At 70.1% G+C, this 18,448-nt stretch carries 18 protein-coding genes and 1 pseudogene; 4 read left to right on the top strand and 15 right to left on the bottom strand.

The annotated features are described in order from the left end of the window. Positions 1–92: 92 nt before the first annotated feature. The 3 genes and pseudogenes from JR064_RS10570 to JR064_RS10560 all read right to left on the bottom strand — a co-directional run. Positions 93–695: pseudogene (locus JR064_RS10570) on the bottom strand (expansin EXLX1 family cellulose-binding protein); the annotation flags it as partial. A 336-nt stretch (positions 696–1,031) separates the two neighbouring features. Beyond that, positions 1,032–1,439, bottom strand: coding sequence for a VanZ family protein (locus JR064_RS10565; protein WP_425510289.1), 408 nt, complete (start codon positions 1,437–1,439; stop codon positions 1,032–1,034). Beyond that, a complete protein-coding gene (locus tag JR064_RS10560; RefSeq protein ID WP_225209873.1) occupies positions 1,439–2,623 on the bottom strand; it encodes a class I SAM-dependent methyltransferase in 1,185 nt (394 codons plus the stop codon). Before JR064_RS10560 ends, JR064_RS10565 begins: the two co-directional genes overlap by 1 nt. A gap of 54 nt (positions 2,624–2,677) precedes the next feature. On the opposite strand from JR064_RS10560, the gene JR064_RS10555 reads away from it, so the two are divergent. Next, positions 2,678–3,412, top strand: coding sequence for a pteridine reductase (locus JR064_RS10555; RefSeq protein WP_206229687.1), 735 nt, complete (start codon positions 2,678–2,680; stop codon positions 3,410–3,412). 117 nt (positions 3,413–3,529) lie between these two features. On the opposite strand, the gene folK is transcribed toward JR064_RS10555, so the two are convergent. Continuing rightward, on the bottom strand, positions 3,530–4,051 hold the full coding sequence (gene folK / locus JR064_RS10550; RefSeq protein ID WP_206229686.1) for a 2-amino-4-hydroxy-6-hydroxymethyldihydropteridine diphosphokinase: 522 nt from the start codon (positions 4,049–4,051) through the stop codon (positions 3,530–3,532). Between the two features lie 95 nt (positions 4,052–4,146). On the opposite strand from folK, the gene JR064_RS10545 reads away from it, so the two are divergent. Further along, positions 4,147–4,986: a proteasome-type protease gene (locus JR064_RS10545; RefSeq protein ID WP_179567313.1), complete on the top strand. Its 840-nt coding sequence runs from the start codon at positions 4,147–4,149 to the stop codon at positions 4,984–4,986. Between the two features lie 161 nt (positions 4,987–5,147). On the opposite strand, the gene JR064_RS10540 is transcribed toward JR064_RS10545, so the two are convergent. From JR064_RS10540 to JR064_RS10520, 5 genes are all read right to left on the bottom strand, one after another. Further along, positions 5,148–6,662 carry an ATP-binding response regulator gene (locus tag JR064_RS10540; protein ID WP_206229685.1) on the bottom strand — a complete coding sequence of 505 codons (1,515 nt, stop codon included), beginning with the start codon at positions 6,660–6,662 and terminating at the stop codon, positions 5,148–5,150. Positions 6,663–6,668: 6 nt separating this feature from the next. Continuing rightward, a complete protein-coding gene (locus tag JR064_RS10535) occupies positions 6,669–7,109 on the bottom strand; it encodes a response regulator (RefSeq protein ID WP_179567317.1) in 441 nt (146 codons plus the stop codon). Then, positions 7,106–8,917: a sensor histidine kinase gene (locus tag JR064_RS10530; RefSeq protein WP_191825264.1), complete on the bottom strand. Its 1,812-nt coding sequence runs from the start codon at positions 8,915–8,917 to the stop codon at positions 7,106–7,108. The genes JR064_RS10535 and JR064_RS10530 overlap by 4 nt, the downstream gene beginning before the upstream one ends. Positions 8,918–9,118: 201 nt before the next feature. Further along, positions 9,119–9,484 carry a hypothetical protein gene (locus JR064_RS10525; RefSeq protein ID WP_179567321.1) on the bottom strand — a complete coding sequence of 122 codons (366 nt, stop codon included), beginning with the start codon at positions 9,482–9,484 and terminating at the stop codon, positions 9,119–9,121. A 204-nt stretch (positions 9,485–9,688) separates the two neighbouring features. Continuing rightward, entirely contained in the window at positions 9,689–10,078 is a 390-nt protein-coding gene (locus JR064_RS10520; RefSeq protein WP_179567323.1) for a BON domain-containing protein, read from the bottom strand. Positions 10,079–10,235: 157 nt separating this feature from the next. On the opposite strand from JR064_RS10520, the gene JR064_RS10515 reads away from it, so the two are divergent. After that, positions 10,236–11,279, top strand: coding sequence for an oxidoreductase (locus JR064_RS10515; RefSeq protein WP_206229684.1), 1,044 nt, complete (start codon positions 10,236–10,238; stop codon positions 11,277–11,279). A gap of 13 nt (positions 11,280–11,292) precedes the next feature. On the opposite strand, the gene gnd is transcribed toward JR064_RS10515, so the two are convergent. Then, entirely contained in the window at positions 11,293–12,234 is a 942-nt protein-coding gene (gene gnd, locus JR064_RS10510) for a phosphogluconate dehydrogenase (NAD(+)-dependent, decarboxylating) (RefSeq protein WP_206229683.1), read from the bottom strand. Positions 12,235–12,303: 69 nt separating this feature from the next. Next, a complete protein-coding gene (locus tag JR064_RS10505; protein WP_206229682.1) occupies positions 12,304–13,605 on the bottom strand; it encodes a hypothetical protein in 1,302 nt (433 codons plus the stop codon). A gap of 216 nt (positions 13,606–13,821) precedes the next feature. Here JR064_RS10505 and JR064_RS10500 point away from each other — a divergent pair, with 216 nt between their 5' ends. Then, positions 13,822–14,709 carry a TIGR01777 family oxidoreductase gene (locus JR064_RS10500; RefSeq protein ID WP_206229681.1) on the top strand — a complete coding sequence of 296 codons (888 nt, stop codon included), beginning with the start codon at positions 13,822–13,824 and terminating at the stop codon, positions 14,707–14,709. Positions 14,710–14,963: 254 nt separating this feature from the next. Here the strand turns inward: JR064_RS10500 and JR064_RS10495 are convergent, their stop codons facing one another. From JR064_RS10495 to JR064_RS10480, 4 genes are all read right to left on the bottom strand, one after another. Continuing rightward, positions 14,964–15,332 carry a glycine zipper 2TM domain-containing protein gene (locus JR064_RS10495; RefSeq protein WP_179567333.1) on the bottom strand — a complete coding sequence of 123 codons (369 nt, stop codon included), beginning with the start codon at positions 15,330–15,332 and terminating at the stop codon, positions 14,964–14,966. 143 nt (positions 15,333–15,475) lie between these two features. Further along, positions 15,476–16,201: a DUF2242 domain-containing protein gene (locus tag JR064_RS10490; RefSeq protein ID WP_206229680.1), complete on the bottom strand. Its 726-nt coding sequence runs from the start codon at positions 16,199–16,201 to the stop codon at positions 15,476–15,478. Positions 16,202–16,279: 78 nt separating this feature from the next. Next, positions 16,280–17,344, bottom strand: a complete 1,065-nt coding sequence (locus tag JR064_RS10485; RefSeq protein WP_206229679.1) for a DNA methyltransferase — start codon at positions 17,342–17,344, stop codon at positions 16,280–16,282. Continuing rightward, complete coding sequence (locus tag JR064_RS10480; protein ID WP_206229678.1) at positions 17,337–18,443, bottom strand: hypothetical protein; 1,107 nt, start codon at positions 18,441–18,443, stop codon at positions 17,337–17,339. The genes JR064_RS10485 and JR064_RS10480 overlap by 8 nt, the downstream gene beginning before the upstream one ends. Positions 18,444–18,448: the final 5 nt, after the last annotated feature.

Here is an 18,448-nt window from a genome sequence, read left to right as displayed (position 1 = left end):
TCAGCAGGCTATCCGGCGCCGCTCCCGCAGGCGCCGCTCCCCGTCGTCGCTCCGGCGACGGCGCAACGCGCCAGTCCGCGCCACGCCGCCACTCACTTGGCGAACTGCACATGGCCCTCGACGAAATACACGCCCTTGTCGCCCTGGCTCGGCAACGCCGACAACGTGTCGGTCACCACCTGGCCGCGGATGTCGGTGAGGCGGATCTCCAGCAATTGCGCGCCCACCTGCTCGCCGACGAAATGGTTGTACGGCATCTTCGGCAGGCTGACCCAAGCGCCGTCCTTCTTGTATTCGAACTTGACCACCGGGTACAGGTGATTGCGCACCTGGATCGCGGCCCAGTACTGCGAACTGCCTTCCTTGATCCGGTACACCACGTTGCCATCGATCGGCGCGGCGACCACCTTCCAGCTGATCGCGAGATGCCCGGCACTCATGTCGCCGATCGCGGCGAAGGCATTGGGCGACAGGTCCAGGCCGCAATCGCCGCCCTCCGGATACAGGTCGGTGACGTAGACCGTGGCGGTGCCGCGCGGCCCCTGCACCTGCAGATAGGCGCCGGCCAGCGCGGCGGAGACGCCGCCGTAGTTCATCTGCGCCGGGTTCAGCGCGGTGATCATCGCATCGGCCGGGATCGGATCCAGCAGCACCGCGCCGCCGGAGTAGCCGGAACCGGTATAGGTCGCAGTGCCGTTGCAGATCCCGTCCCAGGCGGCAGCGGCAGGGGTGGCGATGGCGGCCAGGCACAGCCCGGCGAACAGGGTGGTGCTGCACAAGGCGCGGGCGCGACGTGTCGGCATGGGGATTCTCCTCGGCGAAGGCGGCGCCGGCCGCTGGCGTGCGGCCGCCGGCCATGCGCAAGGTGCGCGGTGCGCCGCGCGGCGGCCCGGGCACTGCGCGGGCCGACGCACTCTAGGCCAGGCGCTGCGCGCGCGCCGGCACCGCCACCGGGGAAACCGCATCTTGGCCGATGGCGTAGACCGCGGCGCCGGGCCGGCGGCACGGCGCGCGCGAAGCGAAACCGGGCATCAGCCGCGGCGGCGCCGCCCCGCCCCGGTTTCCAACCGCCACAGCAGATCGCGCAGCGGGGTCAGCGCGGTGGCCATGCCCGCCGCCACGCCCAGCGCGTCGGCCAGCGCGTCGAACGGATCGGCCGAACGCGTGGTGGTCCATGCGCCCTGCGCGAACTCGATGCCGATGCCGAGCAACAGCAGGCCCAGCGCCGCCCAACGCCAGGCGCGCGGCCCGGCGTAGACCTGCACCGCGCCTGCCGCGAGCAGCAGGTAGGCGGTGAAATGCTCGGCCTTGTCGGTGTCCGGCAGGTCGGACAGCTGCGGCGGGTGCGGCATCATGCATACATAGATCAGCACCAGCACGCCCAGCCACCACAGCCCCAGCCACAGCCAGGGCCGGCGGAATGCGCGGATCGCCGCCATCACAGCCGCCAGGTCAGGTCGCCGACCAGGAACGCCGGCGCCAGCGACACATCGCGTTCGAAGCCCATCACCTGGAAGCGCTCGCCCATTTCGCTGGGCAGGGTCAAGCGCTTCACCTGCTCGCGCAGGCGCAGGCGGCCGCGTTCGTCGCTGCGCGCCTCGGCCTCGGCCAGCAGCGCATCCAGGCCGTTGCCGAGCAGGAAGCTGGCCTGGGTGCAGTAGCCGCCCAGTTCGAAACCGGCGCCGGTGCCGGCCTCGGCCAGCGCGGTGAAGTCCACCGACGCGGTCAGGTCCTGCAGGCCCGGCCACAGATAGGGATCGGCATGGGTGCGGTGCCGGTAGAACGCGCGCAGGGTGCCGTCGTCGCGCTGCGGCAGGTAGAACTCGCCGCGCGGATAGCCGTAGTCGACGAACAGCATCGCGCCGCTGCGCAGGCCGCCGGCCACCGCCTGGATCCAGTACGGCAGCTGCGGCAGCAGCTCGGAGCGGTAGCCATCGGCGAACGGCGTTTGCAGATAGCGTTCGACATGCCGCACCGCCGCCGCCAGCAGCGGATCGGCCGGCTGCTCGCCGCGGCGGAAGCGGCCTTCGCCGTCCAGGGTCACGGTTTCCTCGAATACCTCGCCGTCGCGCAGGGTGAAGCGCGGCGTCGGCAGCGCGTCGATCACCTCGTTGGCGAACAGCACGCCGTTCCAGTCGTCCTCGAACGGCCGGTCCAGCCACTCCACCAGGTCGAACACCGGCGGGATCAGCGCGCGCTGCAGGCGCGCGCGCTGGCGTTCGCGCAGGTCGGCGCTGGGCTCGAGGATGGCGTAGCGCTCGGGCAACGCGTCCAGCGCCAGCAGGCGCTTGAGCATCACCTCGGCGAACGCGCCGCTGCCGCCGCCCACTTCCAGCATCCGCGCCTGCGGCCCGAGCTGCTGCAGCACCGGGGCCAGCGCGTTGGAGACGGTGGCGGCGAACAACGGCCCCAGCTCCGGCGCGGTGACGAAGTCGCCGTCCTCGCCGAACTTGCTGCTGCCGGCGCTGTAGTAGCCGAGGCCCGGCGCGTACAGCGCCAGCTCCATGAAGCGCGAGAACGGAATCGCGCCGCCGCCGGCGGCGATCTCGGCGCGCAGATGCGCGGCCAATCGATCGCTGTGGGCGAGCGCGTCGGCGTCGGGGGTGGGAAAGTCGATAGGCATGCGGCGCTGGATTGCGTGGACAATGCACAGCATAGCCGAGCGTGGAATGCACACATGACCGAGACCAAAGTCGCCCTGATCACCGGCAGCGCACGGCGCATCGGCGCCGGCATCGCGCGGCGCCTGCACGCGGCCGGCTATCGCCTGGCGCTGCACGCGCATACCTCGCAGGCCGAGCTGCAGGCGCTGGCGCAGGAACTGGAAGCCGCGCGCGCCGGCAGCACCCTGACCCTGCACGCCGACCTGCGCGACACCGCCCAGCTGCCGGCGCTGGTGGCGCAGTGCGTGCAGCGTTTCGGCCGGCTCGATGCGCTGGTCAACAACGCCTCCAACTTCTATCCCACGCCGCTGGCCGAAGCCACGCCGGCGCAATGGGACGACCTGTTCGCGGTCAATGCGCGCGCGCCGCTGTTCCTGGCCCAGGCCGCGGCCGCGCAACTGCGCGAGCACCGCGGCGCGATCGTCAACATCACCGACCTGCACGCCGAGCAGCCGCTGCGCGCGCACCCGCTGTACAGCGCGGCGAAGGCCGCGCTGGCGATGCTGACCCGCTCGCTGGCGCTGGAGCTGGCGCCGCAGGTGCGGGTCAACGCGATCGCCCCCGGCGCGATCCTGTGGCCGGAGACCGGCAAGGACAGCGCTGCGCAGCAGGCGCTGCTGGCGCGCACGCCGCTGGCGCGGATCGGCCAGGTCGAGGAGATCGCCGAGGCGGTGCGCTGGCTGCTCGACGACGCCGGCTTCGTCACCGGGCAGACGTTGCGGGTGGATGGGGGGCGGGGACTTTCCTGACGGCTGGGACTTGGGAATGGGGAATGGGGAACAGGCGAGCGCGCCCAGGCCAGTCGTTGCCCAGAGCCACTCATTGCCGCGCCATGACAGCCCGAGGCCTCGACCCGGCGTCCGGCTCTACCGATTCTCCATTCCCGATTCCCCACTCCCGGCTTCATCCAACTCGACCACTTCGAACGCCTCCCGGAACTGCGCATGCGCCTGCCACAGCGCGCCCAGGCGGCGGCCGCTGAGCGGGTCGACGAAGTCGGCGGCGATGTCGGCCAGCGGCTTGAGCACGAAGGCATGGCGCAGTTCCGGGCGCGGAATGCGCAAATGGCCGGGGCCCTCGACGATGCGGTCGCCGTAGAACACCACGTCGATATCCAGGGTGCGGTCGCTGAAACGCGGGCCGCTGCGGTCGCGCCCATGCGCGTCTTCCAGCGCATGCAGCCAGGCATCCAGCGTTTCCAGCTCCCACTCGGTCTGCAACGACACGGCATTGTTCAGGAACGGCGGGCCGTCGAATCCGACCGCCGGGGTGCGGTAGGTCGGGGACACCGCGATCGGGCCGAAACGCTGCCGCAGCGCACCTATCGCGGCGGGCAGATGCTGGTGCGGGCGCAGATTGCTGCCCAGGCTGAGGAGCACGGTGGTCATGGGATATTCGCGCATGCCGCGGCCGCGACCGTCAACGGGTAGCCAAGCCCGTCCCCCCCGCATAGAATCGAAACGCATTGAACTCCGGCAGCGACATGACTTATTGCGTAGGCATCGAAGTGGACGAAGGCCTGGTCTTCGCCGCAGACACGCGCACCAACGCCTCGCTGGACGACGTCCGCGTGCATCGCAAGCTGCATGTGTTCGAGTATCCGGGGCAGGCGGTGTTCGTGCTGATGTCGGCCGGCAACCTGGCCACCACCCAGCTGGCGATCTCCAAGCTGCAACGCGATGCGGACGATCCGGACGCGCCGCGCAGCCTGCGCTCGTTCAAGCACCTGTTCGAGGTCGCCGAGTACGTCGGCGAGGTCCTGGTCTCCAGCCAGGTCAAGCTCTCCGACCAGTCCCAGCACAGCGGCGTCAGCGTGCAGTCCACCCTGATCCTGGGCGGGCAGATCGCCGGCGAGCGGCCCGGGCTGTACATGATCTACCCGCTGGGCAACGCCATCGCCACCTCGCCGGAGACACCGTACCTGCAGATCGGCGAGTCCAAGTACGGCAAGCCGATCCTGGACCGCATCATCCGCCCGGAGATGCAGCTGGAGGACGCCGCGCGCACCGCGCTGGTCTCGCTGGACTCCACCATCCGCTCCAACCTGTCGGTCGGCATGCCGATCGACCTGGCGGTGATCCGTCGCAACGACCTGCGCGTCACCGAGCGCCTGCGCCTGGAAGCGGACACGCCGCTGTATTCGGAAATCCACGACACCTGGTCGCGCAAGCTGGAGAACGCGGTGCGCACCCTGCCGCGCTTCCCCTGGGAGCCGGCGCTGACCACCGAAAGCGACACCGACACCCGCGGCGCCCTGCCGCCACTGCCGCCGCGCCGCGTGCCGGCCAGGCGCGACCCGGAAGATCAGTCGTCGCAGCAGTGAAGCTGGGAGTGGGGATTCGGGATTGGGGATTCGCAAAAGCGGCATTCCAGCTGCCTGATCGCCTGAGCTGAAGCGCTTTACCTTGCGTGCAACGGTAGTGTCGTTGTCGTCAGCTGTTGCCTGAAACGAATCCCGAATCCCCAATCCCGAATCCCGGCCCCTCAACCACTCTCCAACGCATGCGCCACCGCGCGGAACACACGCTGCATCTCCAGCGGCTTGCGCAGGACGTGCACGGCGATGTCGCGCGGGAAGTGATCGCGCTGCAGGGCGGTGCCGGCATCCTCGAGCACGATCGCCGGGCCGTGGTAGTCCAGGTCCTGCAGCGCCAGCAGCAGGCTCACCGCCGACAGCAGGATGATGTCGCTGTCGACGATCACCAGATCCGGCATGCCGTGTTCGCGCACCTCGCGCAGCGCCGCGGCGCCGTCGGAGGCCAGCTGCGGCTGGTAGCCCTGGCTGGACAAGGCGTTGCCGAGCAGCGACAGGCGCGTGGCCTCGCCGTCCACCAGCAACACGCGCTGGCCCCTGCCCATCGGCATCGCCGGCTCCGGCTCGGCCGAGGGCGCGTGGCCGCGCAGCGGGATCAGCAGCTCGAAGCAGGTGCCCACGCCCGGCGTGCTGTCCACGCCGATGCTGCCACCGTAGCTTTCGACGATGCGCTTGCACGAGATCAGGCCCAGGCCGGTGCCGTCGGCCTTGGTGGTGAAGAACGGACTGAACAGCTGCGCCTGGGTGTCCGCATCCATGCCCACGCCGGTGTCGCGGACCAGGATCCGCACCTGCTCGCTGCCGTCGGCGCCGATCGCCGGCGCCGCCGAAATGGACAGCGTGCCGCCATCGGGCATCGCCTGGATCGCGTTCAGGCCGAGGTTGAGCAGGCACTGCTGCAATTCGGTGTAGTTGGCCTCGATCGACAGCTCGGCGTCGGCCACGTCCACCTGCAGGCCGACCCGCTCGGGCAGGCTGCTCTTGAGCAGCATCTGCACCGCCTGGAACAGGCCGGCGATGGACACCCGCTCGCTGGGCGTGCGCGAGCCGCGCACGAACGACAGCATCGATTCGGCCATCTCGTGGCCGCGCCGGCCGCACTCGGCGATGACTTCGGCCAGGTGCCGCAGCTGCGGGTCGTCGCTGCGCCCGATCATCAGCTCCGGCACGATCAGCAGCGGCTGCAGGATGTTGCGCAGGTCGTGGCTCAGGCCGGCGGCGAGCATCGCCAGGCTCTCCAGCCGCTGCGCGCGCATGAGTTCGCCCTCGACCCGCTGCCGCTCGCGCTCGGTACGCGCTTCGCGGATCGCGCGCGCCACCGCCGACGGCAACCGGGTCGGGTTGTGCTTGATGATGTAGTCGTTGGCGCCATCGCGCAGCGCCTCCACCGCGGTCTCCTCGCCGATCGTGCCGGAGACGAAGATGAAGGGCACCGACGTGCTGTGCTCGCGCAGCACGCGCAACGCCTGGTGTCCCGAGAAGCCCGGCATGCTCAGGTCCGACAGCACGATGTCCGGGGCGAACTCGCGCAGCGCGACACGCAGCGCGGACTCGCCTTCCACCCGCCGGAAGGTCGCCTCCAGGCCGGCGTCCAGCAACTGGTCGGACAGCAGCTCGGCGTCTTCCGGAGAATCCTCGACCATGAGGATCCGGATCGGTCCGAGCTTGGTGCCGGTCGTAGGCATAGGCGCTTACTCTTTGTCCGGCGCCTGGTTGATCACCGCCCAGAACGTGCCCAGGGTCTTCACCGCAGTGAAGAACTGGTCCACGTCCACCGGCTTGACCACGTAGGCGTTGACGCCCAGATCCCAGCTGCGCGCCAGGTCGCTTTCCTCGCGCGAGGACGACAGGATCACCACCGGCAGGCGCTTGAGCGACTCGTCGGTGCGCACCAGCTTCAGCACTTCCAGCCCGTCCATGCGCGGCATCTTGATGTCCAGCAGCAGCACCGCCGGCAGGCCTTCCTCGCGGTCGGCGTAGGCGCCGCGGCGCAGCAGGTAATCCATCGCCTCCACGCCGTCCTCGACGTGCACGATGGGATTGGCCAGGCGCGCATCGCGCAGCGCATCGACCGCCATTTCGGCATCGGCGGGACTGTCTTCGGCGAGCAGGATGGTGCGGATGGCGGTCATACGGTCAACTCGTTGGTAGGCGCTTCGAGCGCGGGAGGTAAGACGAAATGGAAGGACGCGCCCTGGTCCGGCGCGGCATCGGCCCAGATATGGCCGCCGTGGCGGGTCAGCACGCGGCGCACGCTGGCCAGGCCGATGCCGGTCCCGGTGTACTCGCTGGCCTTGTGCAGGCGCTGGAACACACCGAACAGCTTAGCCGCATAGGCCATGTCGAAACCGGCGCCATTGTCGCGCACGGTGAAGTGGTGGCTGCCGTCGGCTTGCAGCTGATAGCCGACCTCGATCACCGCGACCTCGCGCTTGGCGCTGTACTTGACCGCATTGCCGAGCAGGTTCAGCCACAGCTGACGCATCATGTTCTCGTCGGCGACCAGGATCGGCAGCGGCGCGACGTTCCACTCGATGCGGTGGCCGCTGCCGGCGTGGTCGGACTGCGCGTTGGCATCGAGCACCGAGCGCGTCTCCGCCACCAGCGACTGCATGTCCACCGCCTGCAGGCGCAGCGCGCTGCGGCCCAGGCGCGAGTAGACCAGCAGGTCGTCGATCAGCGACGCCATGCGCCGCGCCGAGGTGCCGATCACTTCCAGATAATGGCGGCTCTTCTCGTCGGCGTCGTCGCCGAGGTGGCGGGCCAGCTTGTCGGCGAAGCCGGCGACATGGCGCAGCGGCGCGCGCAGGTCGTGCGAGACCGAATAGCTGAAGGCCTCCAGTTCGCGATTGACCTCCGAGACCTGCTCCACCTTGCCCTCGAGCTGCCGGTTGAGCATCTGGATGCGCTGCTGCGAGGCCTTCTGCAGGCTGATGTCGCTGACCGTCATCAGCACCACTTCGTCCTCGCTGTCCGGCAGCGGCATGCGCCGCGCGTTCAGCAGCATGGTGCGGCCGACGCCGTCGGCGCCGAGCTGTTCGTGCTCGAAGTCCCACAGCTCGCGCCCGCGCAGCAGCACGTCGGCCAGGCGCTGGCGCACGAGGGGATCCTGCCAGACGCCGTCGCCGACATCGGCCAGCATCTTGGTCGGACGCTCCGGGTCCAGCCCGTACAGCTCGCCGAAGGCGGCGTTGTGCATCAGCATGCGTTGCTCGCTGTCGAGCAGCACGATCGGCTCGCGCACCGTCTGCAGCACCGCGGCGGCGCGGGCATTGGCGCGCAGCATGTGCCGCTCCGCGTCCAGGCGCCGGCCGATCTGCCCTTGCAGCAGCCAGATCACCAGGCCCAGCAGCAGCAACTGCACCGCCAGCGACACCCAGCTGATCGCCGAGGCCAGCATCCGCCGCTGGTCGGCGTCGGCGGTGCGCTCGGCCAGCAGCGCATCCTCGCGCTTCTGCAGTTCGGCGACCAGGCCGCGGATCGGGTTGTCCGCGGTCATCTCCTGGATCAAGCCACGGATCCGGTCCGGGTCGCGGTTCTGGGCAATGCGCGCCGCCAGCAGGCTGCGGCGGTCCAGGGTGCTCTGCAGGCGGCCGATGCGCACCTGCTGGTCGGGGTTGTCGCGGGTCAGCTCGACCAGGCGCGCGATGGTCGGGGGGATCGCCGCGCGCGACTCGCCGAACCGTGCGCGCAGGATCGGCGAGTCGACATCGTGCGACATCGCCATCGCCGCCGACTCCATGTCGCGCATGTCCGCTTCCAACCTGCTGAGCCCCGCCGTGACCTCCTGGCTGTGGCTGACCCAATCGGCCGCACGCAAGGTGCTTTCGCTCATCTGCCGCAACAGCAACGAGGGCAGGATCACGATCAGGACCACCGCCAGCACCAGCAGCGGCAAACGCCAGCGGTCCCAGGCGTCATGTTTGGCGGTGATCTGCATACCTGTTCTTGGAAGATTGAAGACGGCAGCGAAAGCGGGGCGGCATTGTCGCCGATCCGCGCGAGCGCGCGATGAATTATTCAGGCTTCGCGCAAGCTCCCCGTCGCGACACCTGAATGCGACTCTATCTTAACGATTGGGTACAAAGAAATGGGCGGCTATGCGCCGCCCATGGGTCGAGACCGTTGGCCCGCATCCGGATCAGCGTGCTGCCGCTCGGACCACGCGGGCGGCGGCGTCGTCCGTCGCGCCGATCAGCGTCCACGACGACATCCCTGCCCGAACCAGCAGGAAATCGGCATGGCTGCGCAGGCGCGCGCGCTCGCCCGTGGTCAGGTCCTTGTCCAGGTCCTGCATCAGTCTGGCGAAGGCGCGCCAGAACCCGGCATCGTCGTGGAAGGTGACCAGCAACATGCCCAGCTTCGATTCGAGCTGGCGCATCGCCAGGAGCAAGGAAGACGGTCGCGGCGGCGCGCCTGTCGAAGAGAGCGCCGTATCCACCGCATCGAGCGACGCGGGGTGCGTGGCCGCGTGGCTGGACGCGGCTGGAGAGTAAGCATCCAACATGGCAATTCGCCTGGTAGCTGACGTGGCTTGATGATGACTGAACGTGCGTCAATGCAATGCGAAGCGCGGCGATACGCTGGGTGATGCCCCCCGCACGCGAGTGTGCCGCCCAAAAAAAACGCACTCCGAAGAGTGCGTCGTAGTGAAGCGGCGGGGCGCGCCTCGTCTCGCGCCCCGCCGCCGTCACCGATGGCGTGGCGGAGCTCAGTGCTTGGCCGCGCCGGTCACTTTCAGGCCGGTCGAATCGACCTTCTTGACCCCGTCGATCATCTTGGCGACCGACACGGCCTTGTCGCGCTGCGCCTTGCTTTCGACCGCACCGGACAGCTTGACCGTGCCATTGAGCGTTTCGACCTTGATGTCGGTGCCCGAGACGTCCTTGGTCGCGAGCAGATCGGCCTTCACCTTGGTGGTGATCCAGGTGTCGGTGACCGGCTCCTTGGACTCGTGCTTCATGCCGTCGTTGTGGGCCATGGCGGCATGGTCCTTGTCGGCGGTGGTCGGCGGATCGACGGCGAGCGCCTGGCCGGCGGCCAGGGTAAGACCGAAGGCGAGTGCAGCGCTGAGCAGCGTGGGCGACGTGAACTTTTTCATGATGTCCTCCTCCCTTGAAGGTGTGGGGCGGAGTGTCTGCGTGGCGGCGTACAAGCGACGTGACCGGCAAATCGCGGCAGCGTGAAAGGCGTGCACGCCGGGTGAAGGCCTTTGCCGGGATACTGTCCTTTCCCGCACTGCCGCCCCTCCGCACGCCATGGATCAGACCTTCAATCTCGCCTTGCTCGGCTATGGCTTCGTCGGCCGCGTGTTCCATGCGCCGTTGATCGCGCACACGCCGGGCCTGCGCCTGCATACCATCGTGTCCAGCCGCCACGACGAGGCGGCCGCGGCCTATCCGCAGGCGCGCATCGTCGCCGACGCGCAGCAGGCCTTCGCCGATCCGCAGATCGATGCGGTGGTGGTGGCCACGCCGAACCAGACCCATGCGCCGCTGGCGCTGGCGGCGCTGGCGCAGGGCAAGCACGTGCTGGTGGACAAGCCGTTCACCCTGGACGTGGACGAGGCGCAGCAGGTCGTCGCCCAGGCGCAACGCGCCGGGCGCATCGTCAGCGTGTTCCAGAACCGGCGCTGGGACGGCGACTTCCTCACCCTGCGCGCGCTGCTGGAGGCGGGCACGCTGGGCGAGGTCGCCGAGTTCCATTCGCACTTCGACCGCCATCGCCCGCAGATCGGCAACCGCTGGCGCGAGCATGCGCTGCCCGGCTCCGGACTGTGGTTCGACCTGGGGCCGCACCTGCTCGACCAGACCCTGCAATTGTTCGGCCTGCCGGAAGCGATCCAGGTCGATCTGGCGCAGCAGCGCCACGGCGCCCAGGCGACCGATTATTTCCATGCCGTGCTGCGCTACCCGCGGCTGCGTGCGGTCCTGCATGCCGGCTCGCTGGTCGCGGCGAACGGGCTGCGCTTCGCCGTGCATGGCGAGCGCGGAAGCTATCTCAAGCATGGCCTGGATACGCAGGAGGCGCAGTTGCGCGCCGGACTCACCCCGGCCGCGCCGCAGTGGGGCGAGGATCCGCTCGCCGGCCAGCTGACCCTGGTCGACGACGACGGCAGCGCCACCGCGCACGCGCTGCAGACGCAGCGCGGCGACTATCGGCACTGCTACGCCGGCTTTCGCGAGGCGATGGCCGGACGCGCGCCTGCGCCGGTGGATGCGGCGCAGGCGCTGGCGGTGATGCGCTTGCTCGAACTGGGCCAGCGCAGCGCCGCCGAAGGCCGCACGCTGGCGCTGGCTTGAACCACCGCGCGGCTTATCCGGCCGCGGTCCCGGACGGCGGCACGGCCGGCGTTTCGTGCTTGATCGCATGCCCGCCGAACTGGTTGCGCATCGCCGACAACAGCTTGTCGGTGAACGAATCGTCGTCGCGCGAGCGCAGCCGTTCCAGCAGCGACAAGGTGATCACCGGCGCGGGAACGTTGAGGTCGATCGCCTCGGCCACCGTCCAGCGGCCTTCGCCGGAGTCTTCGACGTAGGGCGCGATCCCGGCCAGGGTGGGGTTGTCGCCCAGCGCATCCGAGCACAGGTCCAGCAGCCACGAACGCACCACGCTGCCCTGCCGCCAGACCTCGGCGATCTGGTGCAGGTCCAGTTCGAACTCCTGCTTGCGCGCCATCAGCGCGAAGCCTTCGGCATAGGCCTGCATCATTCCGTACTCGATGCCGTTGTGGACCATCTTGGTGAAGTGGCCGGCACCGCTGGGACCGACCCGGCCCCAGCCGGCATCGGTGGCCGGCGCCAGGGTGGCGAACAGCGGGTCGAGCCGGCTGACCGCCGCTTCGTCGCCGCCGATCATCAGGCTGTAGCCTTCCTTCAGCCCCCACACGCCGCCGCTGGTGCCGCAATCGACGTAGGCGATGCCGTGCGCGGCCAACTCGGCGGCACGGCGCATCGAATCCTTGTAGTACGAATTGCCGCCGTCCACGACCACGTCGCCCTCGGCCAGCAGCGGCAACAGCGCGGCCAGGGTGTCGTCGACGATCTTGCCGGACGGCACCATCAGCCACACCGCACGCGGCGCCGGCAGTGCCGCGACCAGCGCCGCCATCGAGTCCGCCGTCTCCACGCCGCGCTGCTGCGCCGCGCTGCGCGCCGCCTCGCCCAGGTCGAAACCGACCACGCGGTGGCCGCCACGCACCAGCCGCTCGGCCATGTTCGCGCCCATCCGGCCCAAGCCTACAAGTCCCAGTTCCATGCGTCTGTCCTAGCTCGAAGTGAGGCCCATTAGGGTCGCACGAAGCGTCGCGCCGCGGCTGACGCGCAGCTAAGGCGATTGCGTCTGCGCGGCCTGCGCGCAGGCCTGCAACTGGTGGTCGCGCCAGCGCCGGTACAGGGTGGTATGCAGGTTGTGCAGGGTCAGGTCGATCGCGAACGGGGTGCGCGGATTGCGGTCCAAAAGGCGCGCCACGTGGTAGCCGATCGGCTTGGTGCCCTTGGGATGCACGTACACGTCGAAGCCCCGGTAGAAGGGATCATCGAGCAGCGCATCGATCTGCGTCAGGACACTGCGTTGCGCTGGCGACAAGCTCGCGCGCAGCGTGGGGTCGCGTTCGAACAGCAGTTTCTCGAAGCGCTCGCGGCCGGGTCCGCGCAGCGCCTGCGCCAGTTCCCAGATGCGCCGGTTGCTGGCGTCGTAATGGGCGAAGCCGCCATGCCGGCGCAACGCCGCTGCCGCGTCGGCGCTGACCGCCACGACCACGAAGTTCTCCGCCTGGTTGTTGATGTCGTCCAGGTAGCGGCGCTCGAACACGTGGGCGATGAAACCGGGCGCGCCGAGGAAGGCGGCGCCGCCCAGCTGCGAGGTCTTGACCGCCTTGCCGTCGGCGAAGAACTCGCCGGCATGCGCGCCGAGCAGGATGCTGTCGGTGTCGTGCAGGGTGAGGAAGGTGCCGATCGACAGTTCCCCGGCACTGAACGCGCGATCGAAGCCGGCATCGCCGTACAGCTCGCGCTGCGTGGCGAGCTGCGCGATCTGCCGGCCGACGCCGCACTCCGAGCGCACATGGCCGCTGTAGAACGCCTCGATCGCGCGCGCATTGCCCTGCGCCGGACGGTAGCCGCGGCCGAAGCTGCGGAAGCGCTGCCAGCCCTGCCGGCGCGCGCCGCCCGGACCGAATCCGATCCAGCCCAGTTGCAGCGCGCTGAAGCGGTAGCCGGGATTGCCCTGCAGATGCGCCACCGCGCGCTGGGTGGCCGCGCCGAGCAGCAGGAAATAGCCGCACTGCGTGGCCGGCGTCTCCAGCAGCGCGCGCAGGGCGTCGCGCCGTTGCGCCGGGTTCCACTGCGCCGGCAACGCCGCCTGCAGGTCGCCGTGCGCCTGTGCGTCGGCCAGCGAACTGCGTTCGCACGGCGCGCCCGGCAGCAGCCGCGGCTGCGCGGCTGGCGTGCTGTCGATGCGCCAGCCGAGCTGGCGCAGCAGTGCGGCGAGACAGTCGGCGCTGGCCTGGTCGGCCGGCGCGGCCGGCGCGGCGAGTGCACCGCCGCTGGCCAGTGCCAACGCCAGCAGCAGGCGCGCGGCGAAACGGCATCGGCGCGGCGCTGGCGGGTTCGGAGTCGGGACGGTCATGGCGCGAGCATGGCAGATGCGAAAGAGGACAGTGGCGGGATGCATGGCCGCGCAGCGGCACGCGCACGCGGGTGCGCAGCGTGACGCGCGCGCGGTGCACGCGCCGCGAAGCCCTGCGACGCAGCGACGCGCGTGGCGGTCATCGGCAGGCGTATTCACTCTGCTGCCATGCCGGCCGGCCCTACACTGCCGCTCCCCGCTCGCGGAACCCTCCTCATGCATGTGCTCGTCACCGGCGGCACCGGATTCATCGGCCGCGCACTGTGCCCTGCCCTGCTCCAGGCCGGACACCAGGTCAGCGTGCTCAGCCGCGACGCGGCGCGCGCGACGCGTGCGCTGCCCGGCGTGCAGGCGCTGCAAGACCTGCAGGGCGCGGCGCCGGCGCACGCGGTGATCAATCTCGCCGGCGAACCGCTCAGCGACGGCCGCTGGAACGAGACCCGCAAGCGCCGCTTCCGCACCTCGCGCATCGGCACCACCCGCGCGCTGCTCGACTGGATCGCGCAACTGGACCCGGCGCAACGTCCTGCCTGCCTGCTCTCCGGCTCGGCGATCGGCTACTACGGCGACCGCGGCAACGACCTGCTCGACGAACGCAGCCCGGCCGGCGAGGACTTTGCCGCGCACCTGTGCCGCGACTGGGAAACCGAGGCGTTGCGCGCGCAGACGCTGGGCGTGCGTACCAGCCTGGTCCGCACCGGCGTGGTGCTCGGCCGCGACGGCGGCGCGTTGTCGCGGATGCTGCCGCCGTTCCGGCTCGGCCTGGGCGGGCGCATGGGCGACGGCCGGCAATGGATGAGCTGGATCCATCGCGACGATCACGTCGGCCTGTTGCTGTGGCTGCTGCAGCACGGCGGCGAAGGCGCCTACAACGCCACCGCCCCGACCCCGGTGACCAATGCCGATTTCGCCCAGCAGCTCGGCCAGGCGCTGCACCGGCCGGCGCTGCTGCCGGCGCCGGCCGCGGCGCTGCGCCTGGCCTTCGGCGAGATGGCCGACCTGCTGCTGGGCAGCCAGCGGGTGTTGCCGACGCGCGCGCAGCAGGAAGGCTACGTGTTTCGCTATCCGGAGCTGGGGGGCGCACTACGCGAAGTGATCGGATAGGGCCGGTAAAGCGCCAACCTGCCCCTGCAGGAGTGGCTTCAGCCGCGACCGGGGCATTCCCGGCAACGCCCTGTCGCGGCTGAAGCCGCTCCTACACAAGGCCTGGCGAGCGCAGGCGAGCGGCGCGGTGGCATCCCAGCGAACTGCACACAACCGCACGCCTCGACAATAAAAAACGCCCCGGCGGATGCTGTCCGCCGAGGCGTTTTTGCTTGTTTGCCGAGTGCGCCGCGATGGCCGATCGCGGCGTGGACTCAGTAGCGCTTGCAGACGGTCTCGACACGGCGGTTGCCGTTGGCCTGCTGGCGCTGGCCCTGGATGTAGCGACCGGTGGCGCCGCCGGCGACCGCGCCACCGACCGTGGCCAACTTCTTGCCGTCGCCCTTGCCGATCTGGTTGCCGAGCAGGCCGCCGATCGCCGCGCCGGCCACGGTGCCGCCGATGCGGTTCGGATCGGTGTTGTTCTTCTGCACCGCGACCTTCTTGCAGTGCACGCGGGTGCCGTCGTTGAAGCGGCGTCCGGCGTCTTCCGGCCCGTAATGGCGCTGCGCCTGCGCCAACGGCGCGGCAGCAGTGGCGATCGCGAGGATGCTCAGACACACGGCGGATTTGAAAGTGTTCATGCTGGTTGCTCCTGGGTGGCGGAGCCGATGCCTGTTGCAGGCATCGCACTCCCGACGGGGCCACCTTTGCACCGCGATTGCGAATGGATCGTGAAGCGAAATGCCCTCTATTCAGCTTCCGCAGCCGCGGATGAACGCATGCCTCAGCGCGGCGTGGTGCCGTCGCTGACCGCGGGCGCGGCAGCGGGCGCGGGCGTAGCTTCCGCCACCGGCGTCGCTGGCACTGCTGCAGGTGCAGGTGCAGGTGCCGGCGACACTGCTGCCGGCGTCGGCGCCGGTACCGCAGCGGCCGGCTCGGGCTTGGGCGCTGCCGCCGGCGGCGGCTCCGGCGGCGCGGCCGGCTTGGCCTTCGGCAGGTACTGCGCCATGAGTTCGAAGAAGCGCTTGTAGAAATCGCTGTCCTGCACCGTACTGCTGGCCACGCGCACCAGCGAGTCGTCGCTGCTGCCGACCGGCAGCGACACCGAGCCGAGCACGCCGACGCCGACGCTGGCCGAGGTCGCGCTCTTCTTCAGCGCATAGCGGTCCTGCAGCGCGCTGACGAACACCCAGGACTCGTCCGCGCCGTGCGCCACGCACGACACGCGCAGCTCCAGTTGCTCGTGCGACTCCTGGTTGGGCTGGAAGTTCTTGGTGCCTTCGACCGCATCGGCGGTGGCCTTGGCGACCACGTAGCCCTGGCTCAGCAGCGCGCGCCGCGCCGATTCGCAGGCCTGGCCCGGCTGTACCGGATAGCTGCGCGAATAGGTGTTGTCGGAGTTGAAGGTCTCCTTCACCAAGTTGTCCTGCTTGCGGGCGAAGCAGCCGCTCAGGCCGATCGCGACCAGCACGAGCGCAGGAAAGGCGAGGACGTTGGACGAAGCGGACATGGCCGTGGACCGAAAGGAAGGAACCGGCCAAGGATAGCCGCAAGCGTGTCGAGGCGGCCTTGATGCCGCCGCCAGCGCTCATCCCGCGGTTAGCGAGCCAGGCACCGGCTGCAGCGACAGGTCCACCCGCAACAGGCCGCCGCCGCGGTCGCGGCGTTCGGCGCGCAGGTAGTGGTAGGCGTCGAGCAACGCCAGCGTCGGCGGCGCCGCCAGCGGCTCGCCCCACAGGCTGAGCGCGAAGCCGCGCGCGCGCAGCCAGTCCAGCAGCCGTTGCAGCTGGCCGAGGTCGCGCGGCAGCAACAGGTCCACATCGCCGGGCGGGCGCACGGCCGTGCCCGGATCGGCGAGCCAGAGCGGATAGCTGCCGTGCACGGCGTAATCGAACCCGTCCGCGCGCAACGCGGCCAGCAGCTGGGCGCTGCCCGGCAGGTCGATCGGTTCGCGCCGCTTCTGGAAGACCAATGCGTACTCATGGCTGCGGTCGCTGCGCGTATCGCCGGGCGCCAGCGGCTGCACGCTCTCGCGCGGATAGCACAGCACCCGTTCGGCACAGGGCACGAACAGGCTGCCCAGCACCCGCGCCAGGTCCCAGGCCTGCGGCACGCACACGCCGCCGACCTCCACGTTCTCGACCATTGCGATGCAGAAGCCGTCGTCGCGCAAGGCGCGGCGCACCGCATGGAACACCGCGCGCAGCCCGCCCAGGTAAGCCGCGTAGTCGGGGCTGGCATACAGCTGGCCCGGTGCCGTCGCGCCCGGCCAGTCGCAACCGAAATACGGCACGTTGGTCAGGCACAGGTCGATCGGCTCCTCCAGCGTGAGCTGCGGCAGCGCGCCAGCCCGGACCTCGGCGCGCAGCCCGAGCCGCTGCAGGCGTTCACGGGCCAGCGCCGCGCGCCCCGCGTCGATCTCCAGCCCCAGTCCGCGCCGGCCCTCCAGTTCGGCGGCGAGCAAGGTGCTGCCGAAGCCGCAGAACGGATCCAGCACGCAGGCGTCTGGCGCGCTGAACTGGCGCACGAACGGACGCATCTGGCTGACCCAGCCGCAGTCGCGCGCGCCCAGCGGATCGCGCCGGCGCAGGTCCTCGGGCAGCCGGTGTTCGGGCGGATCCGGCGGCGGCGTCCACCAGCTACGGCTATCCATGGCCGGCCCGCCACAGCAGATCGCGATCCGGCTGCCAGCCCGCGCACAGCCGGCCGTCGGCGAAGAACACCAGCTTGTAGATGTCGCCGCTGTCGTGGCGCGCCTGCATGGCGGCATAGTCGGAGGTCTCGAACACCACCTCCATGCCCTCGGCGGTGGCCATGCGCAGGTTCCAGAAGTAATAGCCCTCGGTGATCTGCAGCGGCCGCAGCGTGCGCCACCACGGCGTGGCCATGCATGCGGCCACGACCTGCTCCACGCCGACCCGCGCCTGCGCCAGATAGCGCTGGGTGCCGCCGGTGCGGTAGCCGTCGCCGAGCCGCGAGAACTCGCGGAAGATCACCGTGGTCGCGCCGCACTGGCGTGCCCAGCGCAGGTAGCCGGCAACGCCGTCGGCATCGGCGATGCCGCCGTGCTGCAGGATGCACACCAGGCGCAGCGGCAGCGCGGCGGCGATGCGTTGCGCGGTGGCGACGAACACCTGCGCATCGGCGATCGCCTCGCCGTCGCGGAAGCGCATGATCGCGTCGTTGCCGGCCTGCTGCGGATGGTGCCGCGACAGCTCCACCCACGACAGCCCGAAGCGTTGCAGCGCGTCCAGCAACGCATCGCCCTTGCTGCGAGCGAAACCCGCGCCGTTGCTGTACAGCACGCGCTGCTCGACCAGCAACCCATCGCGTTCGGCCTCGCCCAATGTCTGCAGCAGTTGCAGGAACCAGGCTTCGTCGTCGGTCATCTCCAGCCCCGACAGCGAGTGCGACAGCGGCAGCCCGGACAGCTGCGCCACTCCCTGCCGCAGCATCGCGAAATAGTCCGGCGGCGGCCGCAGGCTGGCCGCGGCGGTGCCGCCTACCTGCGGGCGCAGCGTTTCCGAACAGAAGCGGCAACGTGCCGAACACGGCCGCACCGACGCGTACGGGGTGAAGGTGACCGGCTGCGCAACGCGGTAGTCGCGCCCGCCGATGCGCTGCACCCGCCAGCGCGCGGCATCGGCGGCGGCCGGCACCCGCCATTCCAGGTGCGGCATGCCGGCGCGCAGTGCGGCGAACAGCGGCGAGGCGCCGCTCAGCGGCGGCGCGAACTCCATGCTGGCGTCCATGCCGG

Origin of the sequence: Xanthomonas bonasiae (genome assembly GCF_017163705.1) — a bacterium.
In the GTDB taxonomy this organism is placed as follows: Bacteria; Pseudomonadota; Gammaproteobacteria; order Xanthomonadales; family Xanthomonadaceae; genus Xanthomonas_A; species Xanthomonas_A bonasiae.
The sequence above is the reverse complement of the archived record's forward strand: the minus strand, read 5'-3'. Positions and strand labels throughout refer to the sequence as shown.